This is a genomic window from Halalkalibacter hemicellulosilyticusJCM 9152 (genome assembly GCF_000513115.1).
GTDB classification, from domain to species: Bacteria; Bacillota; Bacilli; order Bacillales; family Bacillaceae_D; genus Halalkalibacter; species Halalkalibacter hemicellulosilyticus.
Genome location: NZ_BAUU01000006.1, coordinates 132,869 through 159,476 on the forward strand (window position 1 = coordinate 132,869; position 26,608 = coordinate 159,476).

Annotated in this window: 25 protein-coding genes and 3 pseudogenes; 20 read left to right on the forward strand and 8 right to left on the reverse strand. The window is 38.7% G+C overall.

Annotated features, from left to right (window positions below; all coding sequences use genetic code 11):
- The first annotated feature begins 89 nt into the window (after positions 1–89).
- From cshA to JCM9152_RS05100, 7 genes and pseudogenes are all read left to right on the forward strand, one after another.
- Positions 90–1,567 (forward strand): annotated as a pseudogene (cshA, locus tag JCM9152_RS05070) (degradosome RNA helicase CshA).
- Positions 1,568–2,131: 564 nt separating this feature from the next.
- The gene (gene glnA, locus JCM9152_RS05075; protein WP_035341635.1) at positions 2,132–3,490 is read left to right on the forward strand and encodes a type I glutamate--ammonia ligase; all 1,359 of its coding nucleotides are present in this window, start codon (positions 2,132–2,134) and stop codon (positions 3,488–3,490) included.
- A 400-nt stretch (positions 3,491–3,890) separates the two neighbouring features.
- Entirely contained in the window at positions 3,891–4,286 is a 396-nt protein-coding gene (locus JCM9152_RS05080; protein WP_035341637.1) for a hypothetical protein, read from the forward strand.
- A 79-nt stretch (positions 4,287–4,365) separates the two neighbouring features.
- The gene (locus JCM9152_RS05085; RefSeq protein ID WP_035341638.1) at positions 4,366–5,541 is read left to right on the forward strand and encodes a hypothetical protein; all 1,176 of its coding nucleotides are present in this window, start codon (positions 4,366–4,368) and stop codon (positions 5,539–5,541) included.
- Positions 5,538–6,311 carry a hypothetical protein gene (locus JCM9152_RS21265; protein ID WP_052015602.1) on the forward strand — a complete coding sequence of 258 codons (774 nt, stop codon included), beginning with the start codon at positions 5,538–5,540 and terminating at the stop codon, positions 6,309–6,311. The genes JCM9152_RS05085 and JCM9152_RS21265 overlap by 4 nt, the downstream gene beginning before the upstream one ends.
- Positions 6,304–7,170 carry a hypothetical protein gene (locus tag JCM9152_RS21270; protein WP_052015604.1) on the forward strand — a complete coding sequence of 289 codons (867 nt, stop codon included), beginning with the start codon at positions 6,304–6,306 and terminating at the stop codon, positions 7,168–7,170. Before JCM9152_RS21265 ends, JCM9152_RS21270 begins: the two co-directional genes overlap by 8 nt.
- 1 nt (position 7,171) lies before the next feature.
- Positions 7,172–7,810 (forward strand): ABC transporter ATP-binding protein, encoded by a 639-nt coding sequence (locus JCM9152_RS05100; RefSeq protein ID WP_035341640.1) that lies wholly within the window; start codon positions 7,172–7,174, stop codon positions 7,808–7,810.
- A 164-nt stretch (positions 7,811–7,974) separates the two neighbouring features.
- Here JCM9152_RS05100 and rarD read toward each other — a convergent pair whose 3' ends face one another.
- A complete protein-coding gene (gene rarD / locus JCM9152_RS05105; protein ID WP_035341642.1) occupies positions 7,975–8,901 on the reverse strand; it encodes an EamA family transporter RarD in 927 nt (308 codons plus the stop codon).
- Positions 8,902–9,074: 173 nt separating this feature from the next.
- Here rarD and pgmB point away from each other — a divergent pair, with 173 nt between their 5' ends.
- Positions 9,075–9,755, forward strand: a complete 681-nt coding sequence (gene pgmB, locus JCM9152_RS05110) for a beta-phosphoglucomutase (RefSeq protein ID WP_035341644.1) — start codon at positions 9,075–9,077, stop codon at positions 9,753–9,755.
- Positions 9,748–10,428: a uracil-DNA glycosylase gene (locus tag JCM9152_RS05115; protein ID WP_035341646.1), complete on the forward strand. Its 681-nt coding sequence runs from the start codon at positions 9,748–9,750 to the stop codon at positions 10,426–10,428. The genes pgmB and JCM9152_RS05115 overlap by 8 nt, the downstream gene beginning before the upstream one ends.
- 617 nt (positions 10,429–11,045) lie before the next feature.
- Here the strand turns inward: JCM9152_RS05115 and JCM9152_RS23145 are convergent.
- The 3 genes from JCM9152_RS23145 to JCM9152_RS05130 are packed head-to-tail and all read right to left on the reverse strand — an operon-like array spanning position 11,046 to position 13,925.
- Positions 11,046–12,314, reverse strand: coding sequence for a sensor histidine kinase (locus JCM9152_RS23145; RefSeq protein WP_052015606.1), 1,269 nt, complete (start codon positions 12,312–12,314; stop codon positions 11,046–11,048).
- Positions 12,266–13,255 carry a hypothetical protein gene (locus JCM9152_RS23150; protein ID WP_052015607.1) on the reverse strand — a complete coding sequence of 330 codons (990 nt, stop codon included), beginning with the start codon at positions 13,253–13,255 and terminating at the stop codon, positions 12,266–12,268. Before JCM9152_RS23150 ends, JCM9152_RS23145 begins: the two co-directional genes overlap by 49 nt.
- The gene (locus JCM9152_RS05130) at positions 13,233–13,925 is read right to left on the reverse strand and encodes a response regulator transcription factor (protein WP_035341650.1); all 693 of its coding nucleotides are present in this window, start codon (positions 13,923–13,925) and stop codon (positions 13,233–13,235) included. The genes JCM9152_RS23150 and JCM9152_RS05130 overlap by 23 nt, the downstream gene beginning before the upstream one ends.
- Before the next feature lie 391 nt (positions 13,926–14,316).
- Here JCM9152_RS05130 and JCM9152_RS05135 point away from each other — a divergent pair, with 391 nt between their 5' ends.
- From JCM9152_RS05135 to JCM9152_RS05155, 5 genes and pseudogenes are all read left to right on the forward strand, one after another.
- A complete protein-coding gene (locus JCM9152_RS05135) occupies positions 14,317–15,585 on the forward strand; it encodes an ammonium transporter (RefSeq protein ID WP_035341652.1) in 1,269 nt (422 codons plus the stop codon).
- Positions 15,586–15,596: 11 nt separating this feature from the next.
- Positions 15,597–16,592, forward strand: coding sequence for a DUF294 nucleotidyltransferase-like domain-containing protein (locus JCM9152_RS05140; RefSeq protein WP_158318424.1), 996 nt, complete (start codon positions 15,597–15,599; stop codon positions 16,590–16,592).
- Positions 16,589–17,326, forward strand: a complete 738-nt coding sequence (locus JCM9152_RS05145) for an exonuclease domain-containing protein (RefSeq protein WP_052015610.1) — start codon at positions 16,589–16,591, stop codon at positions 17,324–17,326. Before JCM9152_RS05140 ends, JCM9152_RS05145 begins: the two co-directional genes overlap by 4 nt.
- A 29-nt stretch (positions 17,327–17,355) precedes the next feature.
- A pseudogene (locus JCM9152_RS05150) lies at positions 17,356–17,595 on the forward strand (MerR family transcriptional regulator); the annotation flags it as partial.
- A gap of 94 nt (positions 17,596–17,689) precedes the next feature.
- Positions 17,690–17,977, forward strand: coding sequence for a DUF5327 family protein (locus JCM9152_RS05155; RefSeq protein ID WP_035341656.1), 288 nt, complete (start codon positions 17,690–17,692; stop codon positions 17,975–17,977).
- On the opposite strand, the gene JCM9152_RS05160 is transcribed toward JCM9152_RS05155, so the two are convergent.
- Positions 17,974–18,594 carry a GNAT family N-acetyltransferase gene (locus JCM9152_RS05160; RefSeq protein WP_035341658.1) on the reverse strand — a complete coding sequence of 207 codons (621 nt, stop codon included), beginning with the start codon at positions 18,592–18,594 and terminating at the stop codon, positions 17,974–17,976. The two genes, JCM9152_RS05155 and JCM9152_RS05160, sit on opposite strands and share 4 nt — an antisense overlap.
- A 142-nt stretch (positions 18,595–18,736) precedes the next feature.
- Between JCM9152_RS05160 and JCM9152_RS05165 the strand changes: the two genes are divergently transcribed.
- The 6 genes from JCM9152_RS05165 (at position 18,737) to JCM9152_RS05190 (ending at position 24,227) form a co-directional block, all read left to right on the forward strand.
- Positions 18,737–19,414 carry a response regulator transcription factor gene (locus tag JCM9152_RS05165; protein ID WP_035341660.1) on the forward strand — a complete coding sequence of 226 codons (678 nt, stop codon included), beginning with the start codon at positions 18,737–18,739 and terminating at the stop codon, positions 19,412–19,414.
- 8 nt (positions 19,415–19,422) lie between these two features.
- Positions 19,423–20,460: a sensor histidine kinase gene (locus JCM9152_RS05170; RefSeq protein WP_035341662.1), complete on the forward strand. Its 1,038-nt coding sequence runs from the start codon at positions 19,423–19,425 to the stop codon at positions 20,458–20,460.
- A 185-nt stretch (positions 20,461–20,645) separates the two neighbouring features.
- A complete protein-coding gene (locus JCM9152_RS05175; protein WP_035341664.1) occupies positions 20,646–21,425 on the forward strand; it encodes an ABC transporter ATP-binding protein in 780 nt (259 codons plus the stop codon).
- Positions 21,422–23,332 carry an FtsX-like permease family protein gene (locus JCM9152_RS05180; RefSeq protein WP_035341666.1) on the forward strand — a complete coding sequence of 637 codons (1,911 nt, stop codon included), beginning with the start codon at positions 21,422–21,424 and terminating at the stop codon, positions 23,330–23,332. The genes JCM9152_RS05175 and JCM9152_RS05180 overlap by 4 nt, the downstream gene beginning before the upstream one ends.
- A 22-nt stretch (positions 23,333–23,354) precedes the next feature.
- Complete coding sequence (locus JCM9152_RS05185) at positions 23,355–23,672, forward strand: YxeA family protein (protein WP_035341668.1); 318 nt, start codon at positions 23,355–23,357, stop codon at positions 23,670–23,672.
- A 183-nt stretch (positions 23,673–23,855) separates the two neighbouring features.
- Positions 23,856–24,227: a DUF423 domain-containing protein gene (locus tag JCM9152_RS05190; RefSeq protein ID WP_035341670.1), complete on the forward strand. Its 372-nt coding sequence runs from the start codon at positions 23,856–23,858 to the stop codon at positions 24,225–24,227.
- A gap of 279 nt (positions 24,228–24,506) precedes the next feature.
- On the opposite strand, the gene gerQ is transcribed toward JCM9152_RS05190, so the two are convergent.
- The 3 genes and pseudogenes from gerQ to hemQ form a co-directional block, all read right to left on the reverse strand.
- On the reverse strand, positions 24,507–25,013 hold the full coding sequence (gene gerQ, locus JCM9152_RS21760; RefSeq protein WP_081727898.1) for a spore coat protein GerQ: 507 nt from the start codon (positions 25,011–25,013) through the stop codon (positions 24,507–24,509).
- A 40-nt stretch (positions 25,014–25,053) separates the two neighbouring features.
- Entirely contained in the window at positions 25,054–25,485 is a 432-nt protein-coding gene (locus JCM9152_RS05200; RefSeq protein WP_035341672.1) for a cell wall hydrolase, read from the reverse strand.
- Positions 25,486–25,639: 154 nt separating this feature from the next.
- Positions 25,640–26,385 (reverse strand): annotated as a pseudogene (gene hemQ, locus JCM9152_RS05205) (hydrogen peroxide-dependent heme synthase).
- Positions 26,386–26,608: the final 223 nt, after the last annotated feature.

Sequence of the window (26,608 nt, forward strand, 5' to 3'; positions counted from 1 at the left end):
TCTTGCTAGTAGGAGTGGTATGATTAAAGATGTTTTCTAAATAGTGGCGTATAGCTATTATTAATATAAATTTAAAGGAGATTATTTATTTGGCAACTTTTTATGAATTTGAGTTAGATCATAGAGTCGTTCGATCATTAACAGACATGGGTTTTAGTGAAGCGACTCCTATTCAAACAGCAACCATCCCTAAAGCACTTGAGGGGAAAGACATTATTGGGCAAGCCCAAACAGGAACAGGTAAAACGGGAGCCTTCGGTATTCCTTTAATCCATCGCATTGATGTTGATGAAGAGCATGTTCAAGCACTTATCCTTGCCCCTACACGAGAGCTTGCGAATCAGGTCGCAGAGTCCCTCGTTTCATTTGGTAAGCATAAAGGCGTTCGTACGGTTGTCGTGTATGGTGGCCAGGACATGCGTAAGCAAATTCGCGATTTAAAGCGAAAACCGCATATTGTCGTGGCAACACCAGGTCGTTTAATGGACCATATGAGAAGAAAGACGGTACGTTTACAGCAGGTGGACACCGTTATTCTTGATGAAGCAGATGAAATGTTAAATATGGGCTTCATTGAAGACATTGAAACGATTTTGAAGGAAGTCCCAACAGAAAGACAAACACTGCTTTTCTCGCTACGATGCCAAAGCGAATTGAGAAGCTTGCTCAGCAGTTTATGAGCAACCCTGAAACTATTGCAGTGAAGGCAAAAGAAGTGACAATGGAAAACATTGAGCAAGGGTATGTTGAAGTTCATGAGAAAGAGAAGTTCGATGTGTTTACTCGTATGCTCGATATCCATAATCCTGAGCTGGCGATTGTGTTTGGACGGACAAAACGACGTGTCGATGAATTAGCTGAAGCGTTAGGAAAGCGCGGATATCGTGCAGAAGGCATTCATGGTGATTTGAATCAAGCTAAGCGTGATAGTGTTTTGCGCAAATTCAAGCTTGGATTAATTGATGTTTTAGTGGCTACTGATGTAGCAGCTCGTGGCTTAGATATTAGCGGTGTCACTCATGTGTATAATTTCGATTTACCACAAGATCCTGAAAGCTATGTTCACCGTATTGGAAGAACGGGGCGTGCAGGGAGATCGGGTGTTGCGGTTACATTCGCTACACCGCGTGAAATGGATCACGTGAAAGTGATTGAGAAGATGTCAAAGAAGAAAATGACAAAGCTTCATAAGCCAACGCATGATGAGGCTGTTGCTGGTCAACAGGAAATTGCGATTGAAGAAATTCGAAAGGCGATTAACGATGATGACAGTGATGCGTATCGTGCCGTCGCAAAAGGCTTATTACAGGAAACGGATGCAACAACGGCTTTAGCTGCAGCATTAAAGTTATTAACGAAAGAGCCTGATGTAACACCGGTTCATTTAACTGCTGAATCACCATTACGAGTGAAAAAGCGTCGTGACGGTGGTGGCGGTGGCGGTAAACCTTACCGTAGTCGTCGAGATGATCGTCGTCGTTCTTATTCACGCAAAGATGACCGTGGGAATAGAAGACAAAGTAGTGGACGTCCAAATAAAAAGCGAACCTATTCTAAAAATGCATAGTTGTGTATAAAAACACATGAAGAATGTTAAGAAATTGTTTAATGATTATAAAGAAATGGTTGAATGGCTTGTCAGCGACTAAGGGTCTTGTTACATTATAAGTGCAAGTGTTATCCCCTTACCCTTTTATTGGAATGCTGCAATAACCAGCAGACCACACAGTAGTCATGCTATTGTGAGTTAGCTATCCGATCCGTTTGCAAGCGGGTCGAATAGCTCTTTTTTTAGAATAAGGAAAGATGCTGCCTCTGATAGATAATGTCAGATTCAACCATCATTTAACATGTAAGTGTTGCTATTGCGCCTTTTTCTTAAATGAAATCTCCCTTGTCGTTCACATTTCGTTCACAATTAATTCCCCTTCTTTGTAAGCTCTTACATCCTTGCTGCTATCCAAAAAATCCCCCTCTAACAAATTCAGAATATTTTCATTGTATAGACATTTGAATAATATTTGTTTGTTAGATTATCTGACATACCCGTTGCGTGAAAGCCAAGAAAGTCATAAAGTAGACGTAACAAATCGATGTCACAAAACATTACATGAAAAGGAAGTGTTAGAGGATGGCAGTATCTACACCGACAAGAGAGAGTTTAATTGAGTCTATTAAGGAGACAATTAAAGAGAAGCACGTTGAGCTTTTACACGTACAATTCGTTGATATCGAAGGAACGTTGAAGAATGTTACGGTTACATCTGATCAGATCGATCAAGTAGTTGAAGGGAAAACAATGTTTGATGGTTCATCTATTACGGGTTTCACACCTATTAACCAATCAGACTTATATTTAGATCCAGATTTAACATCATTTGCAGTATTACCTTGGACAGAGCAAGATGGTTATTCTGAAGCTCGTTTCTTATGTAGTGTAAAGAAGCCTGATGGTTCTGACTTTGAAGGCGATCCGCGAAATGTCCTAAAAAAAACAGTAGAGCGAGCTAAAGATCACGGTTATTCCATTAGCGTAGGTCCTGAGCTAGAATTCTTCTTGTTCGAAACAGATGAGCACGGTCAACCAACGATGCGTACACAAGACGTTGGTGGTTACTTTGAAACATCACCGAAGGATTACGGTGAAAAGGTTCGTCTTGAAATCTATAAAGCTTTGAAAATGATGGGCTTTACGATTGAAGCGTCTCACCACGAAGTTGCAATTGGTCAGCATGAAATTAACTTCAAGTATTCTGATGCATTAGGTTCTGCTGATGCAGCAACAACTTACAAGTGGGTTGTTAAAACGGTTGCTCAGCAATTTGGTTACCATGCGACGTTTATGCCTAAGCCGCTTTCTGGTGAAAATGGAAGTGGAATGCATACAAATATTTCTCTATTTGACATTGAGAAGCAAGAGAATGCATTTTACGATGAGTCTGATAAGCTCGGTTTATCGGAGACAGCATACCAATTTATCGCTGGTTTAATGGGAAATGTGAAGGATTTCGTTGCGGTTACAAACCCTCTAGTGAACTCTTATAAACGTCTAGTTCCTGGATATGAAGCACCTTGCTACATTGCTTGGTCTGCATCTAACCGCTCAGCGTTAATTCGTATCCCGGCTACTCGTGGAGCAGGTACGCGTGTTGAGATCCGTTGTCCAGATCCATCTGCCAATCCTTATTTTGCATTTGCAGTAGTCGCTTCTGCTGGATTAGACGGAGTTGAGCGTAAGCTGGACGTAGCTCCTTCAACAGATGCCGATATCTTCAGCATGAGCCAAGAGGAAATAGAAGCACGTGGAATTGAAAATCTTCCTACAAGCTTAGAGGCTGCAGTAGAGCGCTTTGCTAACGGAGAAATCGGTCCTAAGACATTAGGTGAGCATGCGTTTGGTGAGTATGTTGCGCTTAAGCGTGCAGAGTGTGATGACTACCGTCTTGCCGTAACAGATTGGGAAGTAGCAACTTATCAAGCTAAGTTTTAATGAAATAAAGAACACGTTCAACGTTATTAAAACCTAATGAGATAGATAAAGAGGCTAGGACATAACTAGCTTCAAAATAGAAAAAGGTAAATTTGAGAACACTCAAATTTACCTTTTTTAAATGTAGGCTTTTCTATTACCTTAGTAGAAGTTATTTAAGTAGTTCAAAAAAATTTATATTCTTTTTTTAATATATTTATTTCAAACTATAGTTTTACAAATTTTCCAAAAATGATAAGTGCTAATATTAAATTTTATATATTTTTTTTGAAATTTTATGATATTATGTAATTATACAAGTAATATACTATATTTTGGTACCAATTCATAATCTTTTTCATGCGAGTCCCTGTTAAGATATATGAATTGCTATAAATCACTATTTTTAGGAGGTAATTAAATGAGAGCGATTTCAAATAATTTGAGAAATGTTAAGAAATTTATTATTGCATTAGCATCGGTTTTTGGGATCTTAATTTTACTTCCAGATTCAACAGAAGCAGCAAATTATAGCTTTACGTTCAATCCTCCTTTTGCAGGTAGTTTACAATCGACTACATTGGTAACAAAATCAAGTGGTACGAGTCCTTTTGTTAACCCGAGTCATTCCTCTACACCTACGAATTATTTTCTATCACCAACTAGATTCTCTTCAACTACAGCAACAAATATTGTCTCTAACATATCTACATCTGGAAGACGTGGGTTCTCTTACAGCTCTGGATACGGTGGTTCGGGACAAAGCTATTGTTTATCTGCCATCCTACCAACTGGGACTTTGTCCGTTATTCAGTAAGTGGGACTTGGTCTCCATAAAAAATTGATTAATGTAGGAGTACTCGCCTCCTACTTACATTATTTTTAAGAGAAAGTAGATGAATATATTGAGAGTTATAAACCAATTTTTAATAACTTTATTTTTTCTATTCTTATTAATAGGCTGCCAAAGTGAGGAAACACCTCCAAGTAGTGACCTAGATTTAGTTCAGTATGTTGACTCTATCTCTCTACCAAATCATTTATTTATAGAAATTGACCCTTCTACAATTCAGTCTATAGAAAAGGCAAAAAAACATACGGTAGATTATATTACATTAGATCCTGATATATTAGCAGAAACCTTTTTTAGAAACGAAAAAATGAACATAGAAACCAATGCCTTTGGGATCCAATTTCGATCTGATAATGAAAATGAATCCTTAACTGTATATGATGGAGGGGAAGCTTTTGGAACAGCTAATGGAGTCGATGGTGGATTTTCATATACCAATGATTTAGAACACAACACTCTATATTCACGAGTTGCTTCGCTTAGTTCTGATAGTCCAGATTTGAACACTCAATTGTATGAATATAATTTAAATAGTGACTTTGAAACATTTATTGATTTAGATTTCCTTCCTTATTTAGATGCGAAAAAAGAAATCAAAGAACAGCTATCTACTGTAGGGTTCCCAGAAATAGAATTAGATGTTGTTTTTGCATTAGACGAAAAGATGATGGATATACACCAAGAGCGTTTTTTAGAATCAACTAATGATGAACATGAACTTACTGTATTTGACCTATCAAAAGATGATGAAGCATATTTGTTTTTCTTTCGTCAAGTAATAGATAATGTTCCAATTATAAATGAAGTTTGGAGTTTTGATACTAGAGAAGCAGTAGACCCTTATGAACCATCGATAATGGTTCTATACAATCATAATGGAATGGTTCATATAGATGCGACGTATCTTTATCATATTTTAGAAAGTACAGAAGAATTCCCTTTAATAAAGGAAGTAGAGGCACTCGATCTCATTATCGATCACTTTTCTTCGTTTATTATAAATAAACAAACAGTCATTGAATCAATGGAGCTAAATTATGTAGCAGTTCACGGAGAAAATGAATTCGAACTGGTTCCATCTTGGGTATTTAGGCTAAAAATCGACGATGTTTATGAGGACCCGATAGATCATTCTAAGCACGATGTTCATACATATGATTATTTTGTCATCAATGCTATAAATGGCGAACGAATAAGTGGGGTGAATGATAAGCAATGAAAGCTTTCTTTTATTTACTTCAAACGAATAGCAAACTAGCTATTTTTTCTACTCGTTTTCTCTACTGTATTGGTTTTGTAGCACTGGCTATGTTCATCGTCTCCTTTGGTTTTATTCAACCAGGGCAAAACGTCATGCAGCTATTAAGCTTAGCTTTAGGGGGAACAACTGGAATTCTTATGTTAACTTTAGGGACTTTGCCTATTTTACCTTTTGCTATTTCATATGCGACAGACTGGGAACAAAAGGTAACAAGCTTTTGGATGATCAGGTCTGGAGTCTTTCAATATGCTCTTAATAAGTGTTTAATAAGCGCTGTTTCTGCTTTTTTGGTCACTTCACTTGGAATCGCTTTATTTATTGGTATCATGAGCACTTGGCTACCCGTTCTTTCAATTGATGATGGAATTGGAGCTTATCATACATTTTTAGTGGATGGGAAACTTGTTCTATACTTTTTCTTTCATATTACTCATTTTTCTTTATCATCAGTAATATTCGCAATCATCGCACTATGGGTCTCTACGATGATTCCAAATAAATTTGTAGCACTAGCTACACCCGTCGTATTGTATTTTGTTGCTCATCGTTTGACGACAACGTTAGATATTCCTGTCTATCTAAAAGCTTTAACGATTGTAGAAGGCTATTACGACGCTGGTTCACCTTTTCTTAGTCTTTCCATAAAGTTAGCGACTGTAATGGCCATTACTTTATTATTAAGCTATTTGTCGATAAGAAATATAAAAAGGAGAGCACAGCATGATTGATATAAGAAGGACCTTTCTATGCACACAAGTGAACTTTCGCAAATGGATGATTAACCCACGTATCTATGTCGTATTCACTTTAACGATCGCTTTTTTAGCTTATCATTCTTTTGGGCTTTCACAATTTTCTGCTGAAGTTGGATATCCAGTCTCACCTTGGATATTTGCCCATTTAACAACACCACCTGTCATGCAAGTTTTTGCATTCTTAATTATTCTCCTTTTTTGTGATGCTCCTTTTAAAGATCGTCATACCCCTTTCTTGATCGTGAGGACAGGGCGAGGCAATTGGATAATCGGACAGATTTTTTATATTTTCATTGCTGCATTTATCTACACTTTATTTAGTTTTTTATCTTCGATTGTAATTATGATTCCTAATGTTGAAATGACCTTTGAATGGGGGATTTTATTACAAACCTTGGCCAATGATCCTATGTATGCACCGGATTCCGTTACGATTTTTTTTAATCCAGAGTGGATGGCTATTCTATCACCTATAGAAGCTACTTTATTAAGTCTTTTACATTTTTGGTTCGTTGCTATTTTTATTGGGTTAGTTATTTTAAGCTTTAATCTTCTAGCAGATAAAATGTTAGGCATTCTTATAAGTGGCATCTTCGTTTTTCTCTCCTTTTTTTCAGTATATATTGGCACTCTATTGTTTGGAATAGGGATTTATTATTTCTCACCAATCAGCTGGATGAGCCTTTCTTATGTAGATTGGAGTTATAGTGGAAGCTTTCCTTCTCCAACCTTTGCTCTAGTGACGTTACTAATCGCAATGATCATCATGAGCATCGTTAGTATATTAATCTTTATACAAAAAGACATAGATATACAAAGTAGGAGGTATTAAAATGACTGACCATATGGTTGAAGTAAAAATGGCGACAAAAAAATTTAAAGAAACTACTGCATTGAATCAAGTTTCCGTTAATTTTGAAAAAGGTAAAGTTCACGGGATTATTGGTAGAAATGGGTCGGGAAAAACCGTTCTGTTCAAAGCGATTTGTGGGTTTATGAAGCTTGATTCTGGAGAAATTGTCGTTGATGAAAAAAAAGTCAAGACTCATGCACCCCAGGATATTGGTTTAATTATAGAAGAACCTGGCTTTATAGGTTCGTTAAGCGGATTTAAAAACCTAAAGCTTTTGGCCTCTATTAAAAAGAAAATCTCGGATGATGAAATTCGTCATACGATTCAATTAGTTGGATTAGATCCTAATAGTAAAAAGCATGTTAGCAAATATTCGTTAGGTATGCGCCATAGACTCGGAATTGCCCAAGCTATTATGGAAAAACCAAAATTATTAATTTTAGACGAACCTATGAATGGTTTAGACAAAAATGGCGTTTTAGAAATGCGGGAGCTATTTAAAAAATTAAACAAGGAAGGAATCACCATTATCTTATCCTCTCATTATGCAGAGGATATTGAAGCCCTATGTGAAACAGTTTGCGAAATGGATAACGGGAGATTAGTGAAAATATCTTGAGAAAGAACAAAACCTACATAGAATGGGCTATGTAGGTTTTGTTCTTTTGAAGTTGAGAATGTTTATGGTGGGGTCTCCCTTATTCTTCCGTACCAATTGTATGAAGATACTCTTTTATACTCTACTTATCAGCGAACATTTCTATAATAACCTTTGGACTTAAGCTACTGCGCATTTTGAGTTTGTACTATATTTTTGGGTGATGGCTTAACCTTCGATATTGTGAAAATAAACAAACCAATCCATATGAAGATAAAAGAAATAAATTGAACAAGGCTAAACGGTTCGTTATAAAGGGAAATACCGAGAAAGAGCATAATCGTCGGTCCGATATATTGTAAAAAACCAATGAGAGATAACGAAATTCTCCTTGCTCCTATCGCGAAAAGTAATAAAGGGATCGCTGTAACTGCTCCTGCCCCTATTAACAGTCCACTCATTGTTAGATTTTCCATTGTGAAAGCTTGTGTATACGTCGGTTGACGATAAAGCCATATGATGAATATAAGGGCAAAAGGCGTCATTAAGAGCGTCTCGATCGTCAGTCCGACCATTGCTCCAACTTGAACGAGCTTCTTCATTAGACCGTAGATTCCAAACGATAAAGCAAGCACAAAGGCCACCCATGGAACAACACCATAATAGCTTGTCATAATCGTGACGCCGATAAAAGCAAATCCGATGGCGAACATTTGATAACGAGTAAAACGCTCCTTTAGAAATAGAAAGGAAAGAATGACATTTAATAAAGGATTAATATAGTAGCCGAGACTTGCTTCGATGACACGATCATGGCTAACAGCCCAAATAAATACAAACCAGTTCAATGAAATGAAGCATGAAGCGAGTATCATCCCGATTGCGGGTTTCCAGTTTGAGAAAATACGCTTTAATTCGGTTAGGCCTACTCGTAATTGTCGTTTCCATGTTAAGATAAGGAGCATGAAGAGAAGGGACCAAATGATTCGGTGTGCTAGTACTTCTGCTGCTGAAACGGGTTCAAGTAGCTTCCAGTAAAGTGGGAGAATCCCCCATAAAATATAGGCGAAGGTTGCTGCGAGTATACCTGTTTTGTAATCAGATTGTGTCATGATGTATTTGTCCTCTCGTGAACGACCCGTCAAAGTATGGGTTTCGTATTTTTCCGCAATATGAAAAGGGTGTAGTAGTTCTGCGTAATATAGTTAAGGCGCTCTTGCTGAAACTATTGTACACAAATAATAAGTAAATGACGATAAGAATGACTTGAAAAAAGGAGTAGAAAATGAAGAAGATAAAGGCAGTTATATTTGATATGGACGGAGTGATTTCAAATACGATTCCGCTTCATTATATTGTGAATAAACGTGTAGCGGATCAGCTAGGGATAGAGTATAGCCATGAATGGAATATGAGCATGCAAGGCTTAAGTCGTACGGATACCGTAAAAGAAATTGTAGCAGCATCTACAAAAAAGATCACGCAGGAAGAATTTGAACAATTATGTGAGCAAAAAAATAAACATTATCGTTCTTTATTGGAAAAGCTGACAGCCGATGACGCACAGCCTGGTATTCGTAGCTTTATCGAGCAGTTAAGTGAGCTTGGTCTTCCATTGATTGTCGCTTCAGCAAGCCGAAATGCCCCTTTTGTGCTAACGCAGTTGAAGCTAAAAGACTACTTCAAAGACATTGTCGATGTGACAACGTTAAAGCGTGGTAAGCCTGATCCGGAAATTTTTTTAAAGGCGGCCGAGTTAGCAGGTGTAACACCGGATGAGTGTGTCGCCATTGAAGACGGAGCACCTGGGTTAAAAGCGATTCTCCAAACAGATATGTATGCGGTTGGTGTTGGTAATTATGAGTATTTAAAAGAAGCAGATGCTCACTTTCGTTCAACGGAGGTAATGACGGTTTCGGCGTTAGAAAAGCATTTAAATCAAAAGGGATGGACGTTACATGAATAAATGGGTGGATGTTCATAATGATTGGCGTGACGTATTGGCCGAAGAGCTGAGGAAGCCTTATATGAACGAATTGCAAATGTTTCTACAGCAAGAGTACGAAAACCATACCGTCTATCCGAACGCTAATGATCTATTTCAAGCGTTGAAGCAAACAGCTTATCATGAAACGAAGGTAGTCATTTTAGGACAGGACCCCTATCATCAACCAGGTCAAGCACATGGCTTGAGCTTTTCTGTACGAAACGGTGTTAAGCTACCGCCGTCACTGCGAAATATTTTCAAAGAATTAGAAGCAGATGTTGGATGTTCAGCGCCTAGTAAAGGAGATTTGACTCATTGGGCGCAGCAGGGTGTCCTACTATTGAATACCGTCCTAACAGTTAGAGAGGGAGAGCCTCAATCTCATCAAGGGAAAGGATGGGAAAGGTTGACCGATGCGATTATTCAATCCTTTAATAACAGAGAAGTGCCGGTCATCTATGTACTATGGGGGAAATCAGCTGCGACGAAGCAAGCGATTATTGCACCACATCACGATGTGTTAATAGCTCCTCATCCTAGTCCATTGTCTGCTAGAAGAGGCTTCTTTGGAAGTAAGCCTTTCTCAAAGGTCAATCAATTATTAGTGGCACGTGGAGAAGAGGAGATTAAGTGGGAAATGCCAAGTGAATAGATGGAAAAGGGTGTCCGATTAAAAAAGGTTGCTATGTAGTTCTTCTTATAGAATCAGAATGTATAAGTTTCTCTCTCTGATGGACTGGAGATGGTAGACGGAGACTGGGAGCAAAGGTTACGTGCTGTATACGGTTCCTCATTCCTCTATTTCTGCTTTATTTCCCTTTTTGATGTCGATACGGTTCCTTGTTCCTCTATTTTGGCTTTTATTCCTCATTTTGGCCTCATTTAGCCCGAATAGCGGAAGGAGGATTCCTTTTCTTCTTAGGAAGTGGAGTTTCCCCGATTTAGAGGAATGTGGGTTCCCTTTGTTTTTGTGCGCTTTCTTAGTCTCTCCAATGGAAAGGAGAAGGCCACTGAAAAAGTGCGATTTTCACTTTTCAGTGGCCTCGGACAGTGGAGGCAGGGTCAGACTGTATATGGTTTTCTTTCTCTAATCGAACTCATCCTTCTCACTTAGAAGCAATTTTGTAATTGGATACAAGGATATTCGCAGAATTCGTCGGCCTCACTCGTTTCCCCCATTTAGGAAAGAATTCCGCTTTCATAAACCATTTAAACACGTTGTAACGGCTTCACACAACGCAATTAAGAAAAGGCACTGTCGCGTTTTTCTTAAATGACAACAATAACTTTAAAGAGATCTCCATCAACCTCAATGTCTAATTGACCTCCGTGCAAATCAACAATAGACTTAGCGATAGCTAGCCCAAGACCAGACCCTTCTGTATGTCGGGACGTATCCCCTCGTTTAAAGCGTTCGAACAGTTCATCGACACTTCCACCTAATTCATATTTTGTGACATTTTTAAAAATGATCATGGCAGTATCCTTTTTTTGTTCAATTGAAATATACACTCTAGTATGCTCAAGTGAATAGTTAAAAATATTACCGATTAAATTATCGAACATTCTCCATATTTTCTGACCGTCAACATTTGCATAAATCGGTGTATCTGGTGTAGAAATACGGAACTGCAGATTTGATTCATTCATAGCCTCATTATATTCCGCAAGAGCCTGCTGAAGTAGTTGAACAAGGTCGACCTGTTTCTTTACTAATTCGATATTTCCACTGGCCATTTTAGATGCTTCAAATAAATCATCGATTAACACCTTTAATCGTTTCGATTTGCGATCAATTATTTCAGTGTATGCATCACGATCATCCTTATTAAGATCAGCCGATTTTAATAATTCAACATACGTGATAATTGAAGTAAGGGGTGTACGCAAATCATGACTGACATTAGAAATCAGCTCGGTTTTTAAACGTTCACTTTTGGCTTGCTCTCGTTGGGACGTTTTCACACCAGATTTAAGGATATTAATGTGTTGCGCATGCTTAGCCAGCATCGATTTCCCTTTTTCAGGAAGGTTGGCTTCAAGCCGGCCATTTGCGAGCTCCTCAGTATGCTTCACAATTCGATTAAAGAAACCAATTTGTTTAAATAGTAGAAAGAGCACTGGTACACCAATGATAACAAAACCGATCCCATATGGAATGATAAAGATGGGCTCAAAAAACACAAGTGAGAATGCCAATCCAAACCCGAACGTAATCGCAAGTAAGAGAATAATTTTTGTTGTAAGGTGTCTGTTGGCAAAAGCTTCTTGTAACGTTAACCAGCCTCTATATAGTAATGCTTTTTCCCATTTTTCGTTTCTTTTAAATGGATCTTTCATAAAATCTTTTAGTAAGACAGCTTGAACGAGTGTACCTGCTATAAAAAAAGTGTTTAGCAATAAATATTTTATCCCTCTCGACAGAAACGAATAGAGTTGATTCATTAAGTCATAAGGTAAGAAAATGGTTTGAGTAATACTACTAGCGGCTACGATCGCAAAAAATCCAAATAATAATAATTGAATATCGATTGGCAAGCGATCATGATACCTTTTAGGCGAGATAGGTCGATGGAATGAATAGGATTCCGTCTTCGATACATAAAAAAAGCAGAAAATAAAGCTGAAAATCCTAGTGCTCCCAGTGTTAAATAATACATTCTCCATTTTTGGTAGCTTTCAAAATGGGACTGTATGATACTATTGCTTTGTAGTGATTGAGGGACGGCAATTTTTCCTTCGAATTCTCGATTTGGTAGTTCTATAACACTTATATCGATATCGTAATATACATCTGCTATACTATAATTTGTCGTAGATAAATAACGATTATTAGATGAAGGGTAATGTTCGATATAATGCATATCATTCGCATTAAAGAAGCGGTTCATTTCATCAGGAACTAACTCAACATTCGTAAACACTTCCCCTGACTGAATATCGGTTAAATAATAGTGAAAGCTAGATGATAGGTTGTCAAATTCAGAGCGATTGTTTTCTAATTGTCGATAATAGTCATCAATGATTTGTTCCTTTTCTTTAATAATCTTTTCCCGAACGTAATCATCATTTGAGAAATTGCTAGAGATATCCTCTATTTTTTTTTCTCTTTCCTCTATCAATGCATCTGCTACGGTTTGGTTGTCGTTGTCAAGTGCCTCTGTAATTCGGCTCTCGTATTGATCATGTATACTAGCGAGTTGCGTAGAAAGATCTCCATAGCGATAACGATACTCTTCTATTTCATCATTCGTTACTGTAATGAGGGCTTTCACTTGCTCTTTTGGCAATTGATTTAATTCATATATACTAAGTTTAGTAATGAATTCTTCAAACTGATGCTCGAATTCTGCTGTATGAAAAAAATTCTTCACATAATAAGGTCCATGTGAAAACAGAATGACGACACCATTAAGGCCAAAAGTGAGTAAAAGAAGCCAGCTAGCGACAAGTAACCTATTTTTCCATTTTGTATCCAATTCCCCATACCACCTTTAAATACCTTGGATTTTTCGGATCGATTTCGATTTTTTCTCGTATCTTTCGAATATGAACGGCGACCGTATTCTCGGCATTATAGCTCGGTTCGTTCCACACTCGTTCGTAAATGTCGTTAATCGAAAATACACGTCCCGCATTTCTCATTAATAATTCAACAATTTTAAATTCAATTGGTGTTAGTTTGACGACTTCTCCATGCGCTTTCACTTCCTTGGCCTCTGGATCGAGTGTTAATCCAGATAAATCAATCACTTTATTTGTTCCTTCATATGTACCAAGGGTGACATATCTCCTTAGTTGTGATTTTACTCGAGCGATTAATTCGAGGGGGTTAAAGGGCTTTGTCACATAATCATCAGCGCCAACTTGCAAGCCTAGGATTTTATCCGTATCTTCACCTTTTGCACTCAAGATAATAATAGGGATATTCTTCTGTTCTCTAATTTTAAATGTTGTTGCAATCCCATCAAGCCGTGGCATCATGACGTCTAGTACGATTAAGTGTATCGTGTGCTCATTTAATGTTTCTAACGCTTCAATTCCGTCCTGAGCCTGAACGACCTTAATACCTTCGTTTTTTAAATAGATTTCAATAGCATTTCGAATTTCTTTGTCGTCATCAACGACTAAAATGGTAAATGAATTCATCGTTTTCCTCCTCCCGGCTATTTTTTCTGTCATTGCTTACTAATGAAGTGTCTTTATCGTAAACATCAAACCTTAATATTTACTGCTGTTAAATCTTAAGATTTCCTTAATTTTATTGGCCTTAATTCTATGCTTGAAGTGACGAAAATCAATACATTGCGAAATGCCGCAAATGAGGACACTGTATTATAGCATTGTTTCCTCTACTCTAAGTAAATCATGATAGAAATGAAACGTATGTAAGTGGGAAATCTCTTCAAATCGAATTACTGTGTCAGATAAACTGACAACATTGTAGAAGCGATATGTCAGGTACGTATAATAAGAGTTAACAAATGATGTTAGCTTCTTTAACGCTGACTCGTTTTTAATTTTGAGAGGAGAGAATATCATGCCAGAAATAGCACTTATGGATAATTTATGGATCATGATTTGTGCAGTTTTAGTTTTATTCATGCAAGGGGGCTTTATTTTACTAGAAGCAGGCTCGACTCGAATGAAAAATGCGGGTCACATCGCTGGTAAGACGATCTTTACAGTTGGGATCGCATCACTTGTTTATTGGGCAGTAGGTTGGGGCTTTGCCTACGGTGAAGGGAACTTATTCATTGGTTTATCTGATTTCTTCTATGGTGATTACTCAACAGCTGAGGAAGGGTTAGTTGGTTCAGTCGATTTCTTCTTCCAAATGATGTTTGCGGCGATCGCTTTAACGATTGCGTTTGGTGGGTTTGCTGAGCGTGCGAAATTATCTGTTTATATTATCTTTGCAGTTTTATTCTCAGCGTTCGTGTATCCGATCGTTTCACACTGGATTTGGGGAGATGGCTGGTTAGCAGAGCTTGGTAAGCAAGATTTTGCTGGTTCGACAGTTGTTCACTTAACGGGTGCGATGGCAGCATTGGCAGCTACAATTCTATTGAAGCCGCGTCTTGGTAAATTTAACAAAGATGGATCTTCGAATGATTTAGCTGGGCACAACCAAGTATACACAGCATTAGGTGTCATGATTCTTTGGGTAGGTTGGTTTGGATTTAACGCAGGTAGTACGTTAGAAGTTGCCGATGCATTCTTCGGTTATGTAGCGCTTAATACACAGTTAGCAGCAGGTGCTGGTGCGGTTGCAGCGATGTTCATCGTATGGGCTGTATCTGGTAAGGCAGATGTACCTACAATGTTAAATGGTGCATTAGCAGGCTTAGTTGCGATTACAGCATCGTGTGCGTTCGTTGCTCCTTGGGCAGCTGTTGTCATTGGTTTAATTGCAGGTCTAATCGTTTATGCAAGCATGAGATTCTTTGATAAAGCAAAAATTGACGATCCGATCTTTGCCTTATCTGTCCACGGTGTTGCAGGTATTTGGGGTACGATTTCAACAGGTTTCTTTGCTACTCAGGAGTTAGCTGATATGGTTGGTGGTCGCGCTGGTTTATTCTATGGTGGTGGCTTCACACAATTAGGCGTACAAATTGTCAGTGTTGTAGCTTGTGGTCTATTCGCATTCGTTGCTTCTTACATTCTACTTAAGGTTACTGGAGCGATTACGGGTGGATTACGCGTATCGGAAGAGGAAGAGATTGTCGGTCTTGACTTAAGTGAGCATGGTAGCTACGGTTACCCAGAAAATATGCCTGGTCAAGGTACGAACACAGGCGCGTAATGATGAATGAGATGTCTGAGGGTTTACAACGTGAATGGGATCAGCATTTGAAAGAGCTTCTTGATGAACGAATGAAGGTTATCCATGATCACACACATACCTCAGCTTCTTTACAACGAAGTCATGATTTGATTATGAAAAAAGCGGTCTGTCTCGCTCTTAAAAGGACAGAAGGTGAGTGGGGAGAGAGTCCCACTCACTTTACGTTCTTTCTTATGGGCAGTGGAGCAAGGCTAGAACAAGCCTTTTGGAGTGATCAGGATCATGGCATCATTTATGAAGGAGAGAGTGAGTGGCATCGAGATTATTTTGTCCGGCTAGGCCGAAACATCGTTGATGCGCTTAGTCAAGTAGGGTATGAGCCGTGTGATGGCCATGTGATGGCCTCAAATAGAAAATGGTGTATGTCGCTTGATGAATGGAAGATTCAATTGAATGGTTGGCTGAAGGAGAATAAATGGGAATCACTCAGGTATACGCTTACCTTCTTTGACTCCCGTGTATTAATCGGTGAAGAGAAGTTGTTACATGCATTGAAGAGTTATCTTTTTTCTTATGTTGAAGAGCACCCATTTCTGTTAAAACGATTTACGGAAAATACGGGGCGACTTCGTAAAGGAACTGGATTATTCAATCAATTGCTAGTCGAAACGAAAGGGAAGCATCAAGGGATGTTTGACTTAAAGCAAATTGTCCTTTTCCCTTATGTGAATGGAATGCGATTACTTGCTTTGAAGCATCAGATTTATGAACCTTCGACTCTTGAACGGTTTGAGCAGTTGCCCCAAATTCATCAAGCGATTAAGAATAAGCAGAAATCGTATGAAAGGCTACTAGAAAAAAGAATCGAGTGGACAAAACATGTGAAGGAATATGATCGTGTGCATCATGTATCTTTGAAGGATATACGTGCAGAGGATCAAAAGCTATTGAAGAAATGGGTTAAAGAAGGTCACCAATTGTATCGAGAAATCGAAAGGGCATTTAAAGAGGGTGAATGGACATGATGAACAACATGGTTCAACTAGTGAAGCAACTATCTGGCAAATTAAGTCCAAGCGTGTATACGTCCTTGCAGCAGCAATCCGCTGCTGCAAGGCATTCACAATTACGACAAATACAGCGAGAGTTGAAAAAAGACGATGTGTTAGAGCGCCCTCTTTCTGAACTGCCATTTGTCATCTTTGATTTTGAGACGAGTGGCTTTTCGCCTGATAAAGGAGACAGTATCTTATCAATTGGTGCTGTTAAAATGAAGGGGGATGAAATCCTTGAGAAGGAAACATTCTACTCAACGGTGTATAGTGAAAATCCTCCGGAAGATGTCCTTCGATTAACAGGGTTAACGAAAGAGGAGTTGAACGATTCGAAACCGTTGTCTCATGTGTTGCCTACATTTTATGAATATATAGGCAAATCGACATTGGTTGCTCACCACGCTAGTCATGAAAAGCGTTTTATGTCGCACGCTACTTGGCAATTGTTACGTACGACCTTTGTCCATCGAATTTTGGATACATCTTTTTTAACGAAGGTCGTCCATCCTTCGTTAAAGCTGGTGACATTAGATGAATGTTGTCGTCATTATCAAATTCCAATTCACGTACGCCACCATGCAATGGAAGATGCACTTGTCACTGCGAAGCTATGGCAAAAGAATATACGGTTTGCGAAAGAGCTAGGGTATGAAACGTTGCAGGAAATATATACGTATTTAGCTCGCCAACACCGATCAACATGATTGGATGAATGACAGGAGGAGGGGGCGGAGTGAAGTCAGAAATTCCACGCAAGCAAGCATGTTTACCCATCCGAGTTGTGATGGATATGACCAACTTAACTGCCCGACAAATTCGGTATTACGAAGAGCAAGGGTTGGTTAAGCCGGTACGAAATGATGGGAACCAGCGGATGTTTTCGTTAGAGGACATCGAGAAGCTCTTGGAAGTAAAAGCTTTAATTAAACAAGGGGTGAATGTTGCCGGTATTAAGGCGATCTTTGCATCAAGGGGTCAGGAACATGCCTGATCCTTATTTGTGTTTTATAGCTTTAAAGAGTTGTGTTATTCTATGAAGAGAATTGAGTGAAAGAGAGGACCTTCCTATGAATGTATCAGCTAAGAAGATTGTAGAACAATTAGAGCAGGAATTAGCACTTCTGAAACGAGCAACGGAACATGGACAAGCCAATATTGTAAAGGAGAAAGCGATAGTGATTGAAACTTATTGTCGGCTGTTAAAGGGGACGGATGCTGATTCTGCGCGTCCTATGCAACCATTGCCTCCTCTCCAATCGCAGCCGTCTATCGCACAAACGCATGTCGCGTCTCCTGCTTCATCAATGGAATCTTCTTCTTCTACGTCTCCTAAATCCAATTTACTTGATTTTTAGAGCTGGTCATTTTTCCATTCAACCAGTACAGCGTAATGCCGTGATTCCTCGTCATCAATGTAGTTTGGTAGAGCTTTAAGGGGAGTCAAACCTTGTTTTATCATAAAGGTAAGCACTAAATCTTTGACTTCCCCTGCTTGGACGGCTTGTATATAGGCTTGTACGTCGAGTTCGTTGGCATACTGGTGGTAATTTGGAATACGGCACCCGGCTAAAAATCGTTTGTACCCATTTTGACGCACAAGCTCTTTTCTTGCTTCGTACAATGCCGTAGCTATCCCTTTACTGCGATAACTAGGGCGTACGCATAAATCAATACCATAGAGACTATCACCGTTAGGGTCAAAGCTATTTGTAATGTCTCCTTGATCGGCTACTTCTTCCCACGTATGAGGCTTTCCTGTGTAATGAATTAATGTTGATGTCGCTGATCCGACAATGACCCCATCGATTTCAGCTAGGATAGCTCCTTCTGCAAAGGTGTTTATGTGTGCGGTGATTTGTTCCTTTGACCACCATAGTTCTTCAGGGAATGGCGGAGGAAAGGCTTCCTTCTGAATAGTAAGTAAAGCTTCGAAATCATCTAATGTATACATACGTGTCTTAATGTTAGACATTTGCTCGCTCCTTATTTGATAGTAGTTAAGATGATTATAACGGGAGAAGGCCATCTGAGTCTATTAGAGCAACTGGATGTAGCAATCATATTTATGCTGTTTATTCATAAAAGTGTCATATTGTGAAGGGGGTTCATTAGGGATGAATATTCTAATTGTTGAAGATGACCATTATCTTTTGGAAGAATTAAAAGAAGTATTAAGTCATTGGTCTTTACATGTGTCTAGTCCTGTTGATTTCGAACAGGTCATGAATGCATTTATAAAAGAAAAACCTCAACTGGTCATATTAGATATACAACTTCCTAAATATGATGGATTTCATTGGTGCAGGGAAATTCGTGCGGTTTCAAAAGTACCGATTATTTTTCTATCTTCAAGGGATCATCCGATGGATATGGTCATGGCGATGAATATGGGAGCAGATGATTATATCCAAAAGCCATTTAACATGGACGTTTTATTAGCCAAGATTCAAGCTATTCTCCGGAGAGCATATGCTTATGAAGAAGGAGAAAATGATGTGCTTGAATGGAATGAAGCCTTAATTGACTTAAAGCGAGGTGTCATTAGGAAAGATGGGGAAGAAGTAGATTTAACTAAGAATGAGTTTTTTATCCTTACTACACTTGTGAAAGCGAATCATCAAATTATTTCTAGACATGAATTAATGAGAATGCTATGGGAGGATGATCAGTTTATTAATGACAATACTCTCACAGCTAATATGGCTCGTTTAAGGAGTAAATTGTCTATTTTAGGCATTTCTGAAGCGGTTGTGACAAAAAAAGGGCTAGGTTATATGGCTATCACGTTATAGGAGGAAGTATGCTTTTTCGCTATCTTGTTTACAAAAAAAGCTGGATTTTTTTCTTTGTTATTCTAGGGGGGATGACGAATCTACTCCTCCTATTCGATCAGGGGATCACGGTAAGTATAACCTCTATCGTATATTTAAATCTTATCACTTTTGTTTCCTTCTGCCTTTTTTTTATTTGGCGATTCAAAAGGGAGACAGATTATTTTAGCAAATTAAGAAAACTAATAGATGAAATTGATACAGATTGGATCGAGTCTTTGCCAGAGCATATTTATAGATTTCCAGATCAAATGGTGTATGAGCTTTTATGCGAAGTAGATCGTTTTTACAGAAGGAAATTTACTGATTTGAGACAAAGCTATTTGCTAGAAAATGATTACTTATCCTCGTGGATTCATGAGGTCAAAGCTCCTCTTACAGTGATGAAAATGACCATTGACGCACATAGAAGCAATGAATTAGCTCAGAAGATTGAGACGAATTGGTTACGGATGCACCTACTTATTGATAGGCAATTGTATATTTCTAGGCTTCCTACGTTGGAATCTGATTATGTCGTGGAATTTGTCTTGATTGAGTCACTTTTAAAGGAAGAAGTACGTGATTTAGCTTCTTGGTGTATGGAAAAGGATATCGGTGTTGAAGTGAAAGCAGAGGGAGAACAGCGAGTATTGACTGATAGGAAGTGGTGTCGATTCATTATAAGGCAGCTGTTAACCAATGCGATAAAATATAGTCAAAATGGAGGGGATATCGTTATTACAATAGGTGAAAGCGATACGGGAAGGGTTTTCGTAACGATTAAAGATGAAGGCCGTGGTATACAGGTACATGATCTTCCTCGGATTTTTGACAAGGGATTTACCGGAGAAAATGGAAGAGTACAAAATGCTGCAACTGGTCTAGGGTTGTATTTAGCTCGAACTGTAGCGAACAAGTTGAACATAACACTTAAGGTAGCTTCAATATACGGTAAAGGAACGGCGGTGGACATCCTTTTCTTAAAAGAAAATGAAATGGAATCGATTAGACGAAATCGACTATAAGAAAAAACAGTAGAAGGAGTCGTTACTTCTACTGTTTTTTTGTATAAGGTTGTTTAATCGAATTAGAGTAGCGGTGAATGTGACAAAAATATCACTTTAGTCTAGTGAAATGTCACCTAAAGCTTGCGATTTATTAAACGTAAGAAGTTTATAATTGTCAACATAAAGATGAAATGGGGGATTACATGAATCAATCAACGATGCCAAAGACGGTTCTAAATGCACAGGATGTGTATAAGTCGTATGGATCTAAAGGGAGCGCTCAGCAAGTGCTACAGGGAGTAAATCTTCGTGTGGCAAAAGGAGAATTCGTCGGGATTATGGGTCCGTCTGGATCTGGCAAGACAACGTTACTGAATGTATTAGCGACCATTGATCGCGCGACAGATGGCGTTATTTTGATCAATGATGACGATATTTCTAAGCTGAAGGATAAACAGCTTGCAAATATTCGACGCAAACACCTTGGGTTTATCTTTCAAGATTATAACTTACTCGATACGTTAACAGTAAAGGAAAACATTCTATTACCTGTTTCGTTAAGTCCTATAAGTGCGAGTGAGGCACAAAGAGAATTTAATGACATCGCTACTATATTAGGAATAACAAATGTAGCGAATAAGTATCCTTCGGAGATTTCTGGGGGACAGAAGCAACGTACATCTGCAGCACGTGCATTAATTCATAAACCTTCGATCGTCTTTGCTGATGAACCTACTGGTGCATTGGATTCAAAAACGGCCGCAGCGCTGCTAGAGAATTTGAATGATATCAATGAAAAGCGTGATGTATCCATTGTTATGGTGACACATGATCCAGTCGCATCAAGTTATTGTAGTCGGGTTGTTTTCTTAAAGGACGGCAGAGTATTCTCTGAGTTATATCGAGGAAACAAGACAAGAGTAGGGTTTTTTAAAGAAATTATGGATGTGCAAGCTGTGCTTGGAGGAGGAAGTCCAGAATGACAACGAATAGATTAGTTATTCGTAGCATGAGAAAAAATCTAAAGATGTATTATCTTTATTTTTTCTCAATGATCTTCAGTGTTAGCCTCTACTATATCTTTGCGACTCTACAACATGATTCGTCTATTGTAACATTGACTTTTGGTAGTGTTAGTTTCTCTAGTGCATTTCAAGTTGCAGGTATTTTATTAATGGTCATTACAGGTGTGTTCACCATTTATGCAAATGATATTTTTTTAAGACGTCGAAGTAAAGAATTAGGGATTTATCAGATCAGTGGCCTTTCGAAATTTTGGATAGGTCGGCTCTTGATCGTTGAAAACATTGTACTAGGAGCAGGTGCGTTAATTGTAGGTATTGTTGTGGGTGTCCTGTTATCTCGTTTTTTTCTCATTATTCTTATGCGTATTTTAGAGGTGAATAAAGTTTTCGAGCTTTCTTTTTCCATATTTGCTGTTGGACAAACACTGCTAATCTTTACTATATTAATTGCGATCACGGTTATTCAAATAGTGATCAAGGTTTCTCGAAGTACATTAAAAGAATTATTTTATGCAGAAAATCAAAAAGATGAATCTAAGACGATCCATCCTATTATTTCAGGTTTCCTAGCCTTTGTAGGATTGGCGCTTGTAGCTTTTGGATATGATCTATCGACAAAGATGGTTGATAACATAGATGCTTTGTTTGCTTATATGCTCATCGTTCTAGCTACAACAATACTTGGGACGTATTTAATATTTCGAATGACTATTGGTTGGGCTCTCTACCTCTATAGAAGAAGTAAGAAAGGGAACCTTGGGTTATTTAACAGTTTATCTATTGCTCCTTTCATGCACAGAATTAAAGGGGATGCCAATTCACTAACGATTATAACAGTGTTGTCAGCAATGACCATTACAATGGTTTCATTGTCATATTCTTTGTATTATTCGGTAGAAAAGGATACCCGCTTATCGATGCCATTTGATATAGCTTTTGAAAATATGCAAAGTGAAGCAGAATCATTCCTCACCGACCTTGATAAGGAAGGGATTGATTTTTATAATCACCAAGTGGAAGGTATGAGGTTTGTTGGTGAATTCACTCAGCATGATAATCAGTGGGAAGTGGTACAACGAAACATAATGGTATTTCCGGCAGAACCCTTGCAGGAAGCCGGTCTAGAGATTAACATTCCAGCCTATGGTGAAGCCTTTCATTATGATTCTCAAGCGATCATTGAAGAAAATGTGTATAGCTATCCGATACAGGTGGGGTTTGAGGATGAGACCTTGACAGTCTCTGATCTTGAATTGAAGAATATTATGAATTTCAATTTGTTGGGTATGCAACTTGTTGTATCTCAAGCTACATTTGATGATTTTAAGCAAGAGGTGCAGGGTAGGGATAACATTGAATTTCTTCAGATTGATACATTTCAATTTGAAGATAAGGATCAGCTAGAGGAAGCTTCTCTCCTGTATATGCCGTATGTTGAAGAAGATGTATATATGCCCGATTACCATTCGGTTTATAATGAAGCATTTCAATTTTTCGGAGTCCTCATTTTTATTACCGCTTTTCTAGGGTTGGTCTTTTTAATATCAATGGGCAGCATTTTGTACTTTAAACAGATGACTGAAGCTGAACAGGAAAGAAGATATTATAAAACTTTGCGACAACTTGGATTTAATGTGAATGACATATTGAAAGGTATTGCCTTGAAACAGTTGTTTGTGTTTATTATTCCTCTTTTAATTGGAATTTCCCATGCAGTCTTTGCGATTAGAGTTGCGTCAATCTTAGTGCGCTCAAGTATTTTAGTACCTACTCTGGTAGGAATAGTCTTATATGCAATGGTTTATTTGCTGTTCGCCTTATTCACGGTCAGCTATTATCGACAAATTGTGAAGAAAGTAATTTAAAGTTAGATTGGGGGAAACCATAATGAAAAGATTTTTAATCGTTCTTATACTAGCAAGTATTGTGCTATTAGGATATGCATTTATGCGTGAGGATCTAGATCGTTTTAACCCATTTATGTCAAAAGAGTATGTGTATGTTGAAATAAATGAAGATCCAAAAGAGGATAATGGTAGGTATAAATATCGTTTAACGGGTACGAATGAGGAAGGTACGAGCAAACGTGTCACCTTTACAACTAGTTCCATTTTAGAAGAAGGTACGTATGTGAAAGTATTGGCTAAAGGAGCGTACACACAATATTGGGAGTTTGTTGAGGAGAGTGAAATGATCAAAAATTAGGCTGGAAAGAGAGAGGCTAGTCGATAGTGTGGCACCTACCAAGTTATATTGGACGTGTGCCATGCTTTCTTTGTTTCTAGTAAATAAAAAAATCTGATAAAATGGAAATCATAATAAATAAGTGTCAAAAGGTATCTTTTGACACTTTAATCTTTGAGCAAAGAAGAAGGAGTGTATAGAAATATGGCGAAATTATTTTTGTTCTTAGGTAGTATGATCATGGCGTTATCTGTTGTCATTGGAGCGTTCGGTGCCCATGGGTTAGAAGGGAAGCTCTCAGAGAGAATGATGAAGAACTACCAAACGGGTGTGCAGTATCATATGATTCATGGTATTGGATTGCTTGTAGTAGGGTTATTAGCGTTGAAAATGACGAGTGGCGTATTAACAGGAGCAGGATGGAGCTTTGTCGTGGGGATTGTCCTGTTTTCAGGTAGTTTATATGTCATGGCTCTAACGGGGATCACAAAGCTAGGTGCGATTACACCTATTGGTGGGTTGGCTTTTATCGTAGGCTGGGTCTTATTAGGAATTGCCGTACTGCGATACATATGATAGGTATGCGTATAGGTTAAGAGGCTGGGGTATAACAAAAGTGTTTAGCTGGGAATCTGAGCATGTAGAGAACGTAGCGGGTGAAATATACGCAGACTTCTGTGGGATGAAAAGGAGGCCACTGAAAAAGTGAAAATTGCACTTTTTCAGTGGCCTCGCGTAGCACGAGGAGGTTCACCGACTTCCGACGGAAAGCGAAGTATATTTCAGGAGCGGTTCATGTGCACCGCTCTGTAGTTGTTCATATACTTTTGTCCCAGTCTCTTCGCATAAAGGCTCTTATTCAGGACGTGGAGAGTATTGTGTTAAAACTGGTCCGTAAGCAAAAGGATAGTCATATTCAATCGGCTCGTCAAACTCCACGTAATCAAGATTTACCATTAGCAAAATATAATAATGACTTCCATCAACTTCACTGACAATAATATGATCCCGGCCTGCTTCTTCAACAATGCCTCTGAAAATTTTCGCGTTCCATTCCTCATTATTCTCATATGTCATATAAAAGCTAGCTACCTTCCCGCGGTTGAGGCGTAGAATGTTTTCGATGTAGGATTGTTCAATCGGTAGCATGCCTGGTGTTTGCTGAGGCTGTGCATACCCTGGAACCGCTCCACCTAATGGTTGGAATTGCTGTGCTTGAGCAAAGCCTGGAGTTTGATATTGCTGAGATGAGAAATAAGGCACTCCCCCTGGTTGCCCTGGTAGACCTTGCTGAGTCTGACCTTGCTGAGTTTGAGCTTGCATAGGCTGCTGTCCTTGCTGTTGATACCATTGTTGGCTCATGTATACCTCTCCTTTGTTAAGTATTCATTGTCGTGAAAAGTTAATAAGTACGATACACATCTGGACATTCTGAAGCTAATGGTGAATAAAAGCAGTGAGCTTTGTAGCGACCTGAGTTCCACTGTCCCCACCACTGTTCAGGACAAGCGCCATCAGGTCTAAAAAACCATAATGAATTCTCGGCAGGTCGAAAGCGCTCTCCGTTGACTACCCGCTGAGCTAATCGTCTATCTCGCTCCCGCGCACTTTGGTAAAAGTAACTCTTCTGGACAGCTTCAAACCCCCCTGGTGATTGAAAGGTCATCGCTTGAACCGAGTTAATATCTCCAAAATCAAGACAGCGTGTTCGGACGCGATTGACCATAACGTTTCCTGCAGTCAGCATTCCCATCTCGCCGTCGCCTTCTGCTTCCGCTCTCATTAAACGGGCAAGTGTATCAATATCATTTGAATTTGTTTTGATAACTGCCATCTACTCACCCCTCATTCAAAAGTTGTCAATCTACGTTGGATATGACGCAGGCTGTACAGTTACTTCACTATATGACTGACTTCTTTTCTTTATGCAAAAAAGTCCACTTAAACCGTTATCTGTTTAAGTGGACTTATTCAAAATAGAGAATAGTTTAGTTCATAAACGTATGTAGACGCTCGACATCTAATCGATTTCCGACATAAAAAGTGCCGAATTCTCCATAGCGAGCTGATACTTCATCAAAGCGCATTTCGTAAACAAGCTTCTTAAATTGAAGAACGTCGTCAGCGAATAATGTCACGCCCCATTCCCAATCGTCAAAGCCGACAGAACCTGTAATGACTTGCTTCACTTTACCAGCGTAGCTTCGGCCAATTAAGCCATGGCTTCTCATAAGGGAACGTCGCTCTTCCATCGGGAGCATATACCAATTGTCATTTCCTTCACGGCGCTTGTCCATTGGATAGAAGCAAATATGATTGGCCTTTGGTAAAATCGGGTATAGTCTACTACGGACATGAGGATTTTGATAAGGGTCACCATGCTATCGCCAGCCATATAATTGCTTAATTCAACAACCGAGACGTACGAATAGCTTGGAATCGTGAACTCAGCTAGCTTTGATTTATTAAAAGCTGTTTCGATTTCGTTTAATTCTTCCATTGTAGGACGTAAAATCATCATCATCAAGTCAGCCTTTTGACCGACTATTGAATAGAGGGCATGACTTCCTTTTTCTTGTTCTTCTGTTTCTTGCCAAGAAGCGATCATCGAATGGAATTCATCTAAAATTTCATTACGTTCTTCTTGAGTAAGAGTTTTCCAAGCCGGCCAATTCATTGTCCGAAAATCATGTAAGCAATACCATCCATCCAATGTTACTGCTGCTTCACTCATGATATACACACTCCTCTTCTTCTGTAAATTACTTTTAAAGGTTGTTCAAAAAGGGTGTTTTTCCCTTTTGAACGCCACCGAAGCAATGAGCGTAGTCGCTACATCTTTTTAAAAGTCTTGTGGTGAGCGGTTTTCTGACCACAAGGCACGTAGCGAACGGAGCCATTGCCACATTTTTTGGTATTTTTGAATAGGCTCCTTTAATATATCACACTTTTTCATA

Excerpts from the sequence above, each read along its gene's own strand:
- glnA (WP_035341635.1), top strand. The coding sequence starts at position 2,132 with ATGGCAGTATCTACACCGACAAGAGAGAGTTTAATTGAGTCTATTAAG.
- JCM9152_RS05080 (WP_035341637.1), top strand. The coding sequence starts at position 3,891 with ATGAGAGCGATTTCAAATAATTTGAGAAATGTTAAGAAATTTATTATT.
- JCM9152_RS05085 (WP_035341638.1), top strand. The coding sequence starts at position 4,366 with ATGAATATATTGAGAGTTATAAACCAATTTTTAATAACTTTATTTTTT.
- JCM9152_RS21265 (WP_052015602.1), top strand. The coding sequence starts at position 5,538 with ATGAAAGCTTTCTTTTATTTACTTCAAACGAATAGCAAACTAGCTATT.
- JCM9152_RS21270 (WP_052015604.1), top strand. The coding sequence starts at position 6,304 with ATGATTGATATAAGAAGGACCTTTCTATGCACACAAGTGAACTTTCGC.
- JCM9152_RS05100 (WP_035341640.1), top strand. The coding sequence starts at position 7,172 with ATGACTGACCATATGGTTGAAGTAAAAATGGCGACAAAAAAATTTAAA.
- rarD (WP_035341642.1), bottom strand. The coding sequence starts at position 8,901 with ATGACACAATCTGATTACAAAACAGGTATACTCGCAGCAACCTTCGCC.
- pgmB (WP_035341644.1), top strand. The coding sequence starts at position 9,075 with ATGAAGAAGATAAAGGCAGTTATATTTGATATGGACGGAGTGATTTCA.
- JCM9152_RS05115 (WP_035341646.1), top strand. The coding sequence starts at position 9,748 with ATGAATAAATGGGTGGATGTTCATAATGATTGGCGTGACGTATTGGCC.
- JCM9152_RS05130 (WP_035341650.1), bottom strand. The coding sequence starts at position 13,925 with ATGAATTCATTTACCATTTTAGTCGTTGATGACGACAAAGAAATTCGA.
- JCM9152_RS05135 (WP_035341652.1), top strand. The coding sequence starts at position 14,317 with ATGCCAGAAATAGCACTTATGGATAATTTATGGATCATGATTTGTGCA.
- JCM9152_RS05140 (WP_158318424.1), top strand. The coding sequence starts at position 15,597 with ATGTCTGAGGGTTTACAACGTGAATGGGATCAGCATTTGAAAGAGCTT.
- JCM9152_RS05145 (WP_052015610.1), top strand. The coding sequence starts at position 16,589 with ATGATGAACAACATGGTTCAACTAGTGAAGCAACTATCTGGCAAATTA.
- JCM9152_RS05155 (WP_035341656.1), top strand. The coding sequence starts at position 17,690 with ATGAATGTATCAGCTAAGAAGATTGTAGAACAATTAGAGCAGGAATTA.
- JCM9152_RS05160 (WP_035341658.1), bottom strand. The coding sequence starts at position 18,594 with ATGTCTAACATTAAGACACGTATGTATACATTAGATGATTTCGAAGCT.
- JCM9152_RS05165 (WP_035341660.1), top strand. The coding sequence starts at position 18,737 with ATGAATATTCTAATTGTTGAAGATGACCATTATCTTTTGGAAGAATTA.
- JCM9152_RS05170 (WP_035341662.1), top strand. The coding sequence starts at position 19,423 with ATGCTTTTTCGCTATCTTGTTTACAAAAAAAGCTGGATTTTTTTCTTT.
- JCM9152_RS05175 (WP_035341664.1), top strand. The coding sequence starts at position 20,646 with ATGAATCAATCAACGATGCCAAAGACGGTTCTAAATGCACAGGATGTG.
- JCM9152_RS05180 (WP_035341666.1), top strand. The coding sequence starts at position 21,422 with ATGACAACGAATAGATTAGTTATTCGTAGCATGAGAAAAAATCTAAAG.
- JCM9152_RS05185 (WP_035341668.1), top strand. The coding sequence starts at position 23,355 with ATGAAAAGATTTTTAATCGTTCTTATACTAGCAAGTATTGTGCTATTA.
- JCM9152_RS05190 (WP_035341670.1), top strand. The coding sequence starts at position 23,856 with ATGGCGAAATTATTTTTGTTCTTAGGTAGTATGATCATGGCGTTATCT.
- gerQ (WP_081727898.1), bottom strand. The coding sequence starts at position 25,013 with ATGAGCCAACAATGGTATCAACAGCAAGGACAGCAGCCTATGCAAGCT.
- JCM9152_RS05200 (WP_035341672.1), bottom strand. The coding sequence starts at position 25,485 with ATGGCAGTTATCAAAACAAATTCAAATGATATTGATACACTTGCCCGT.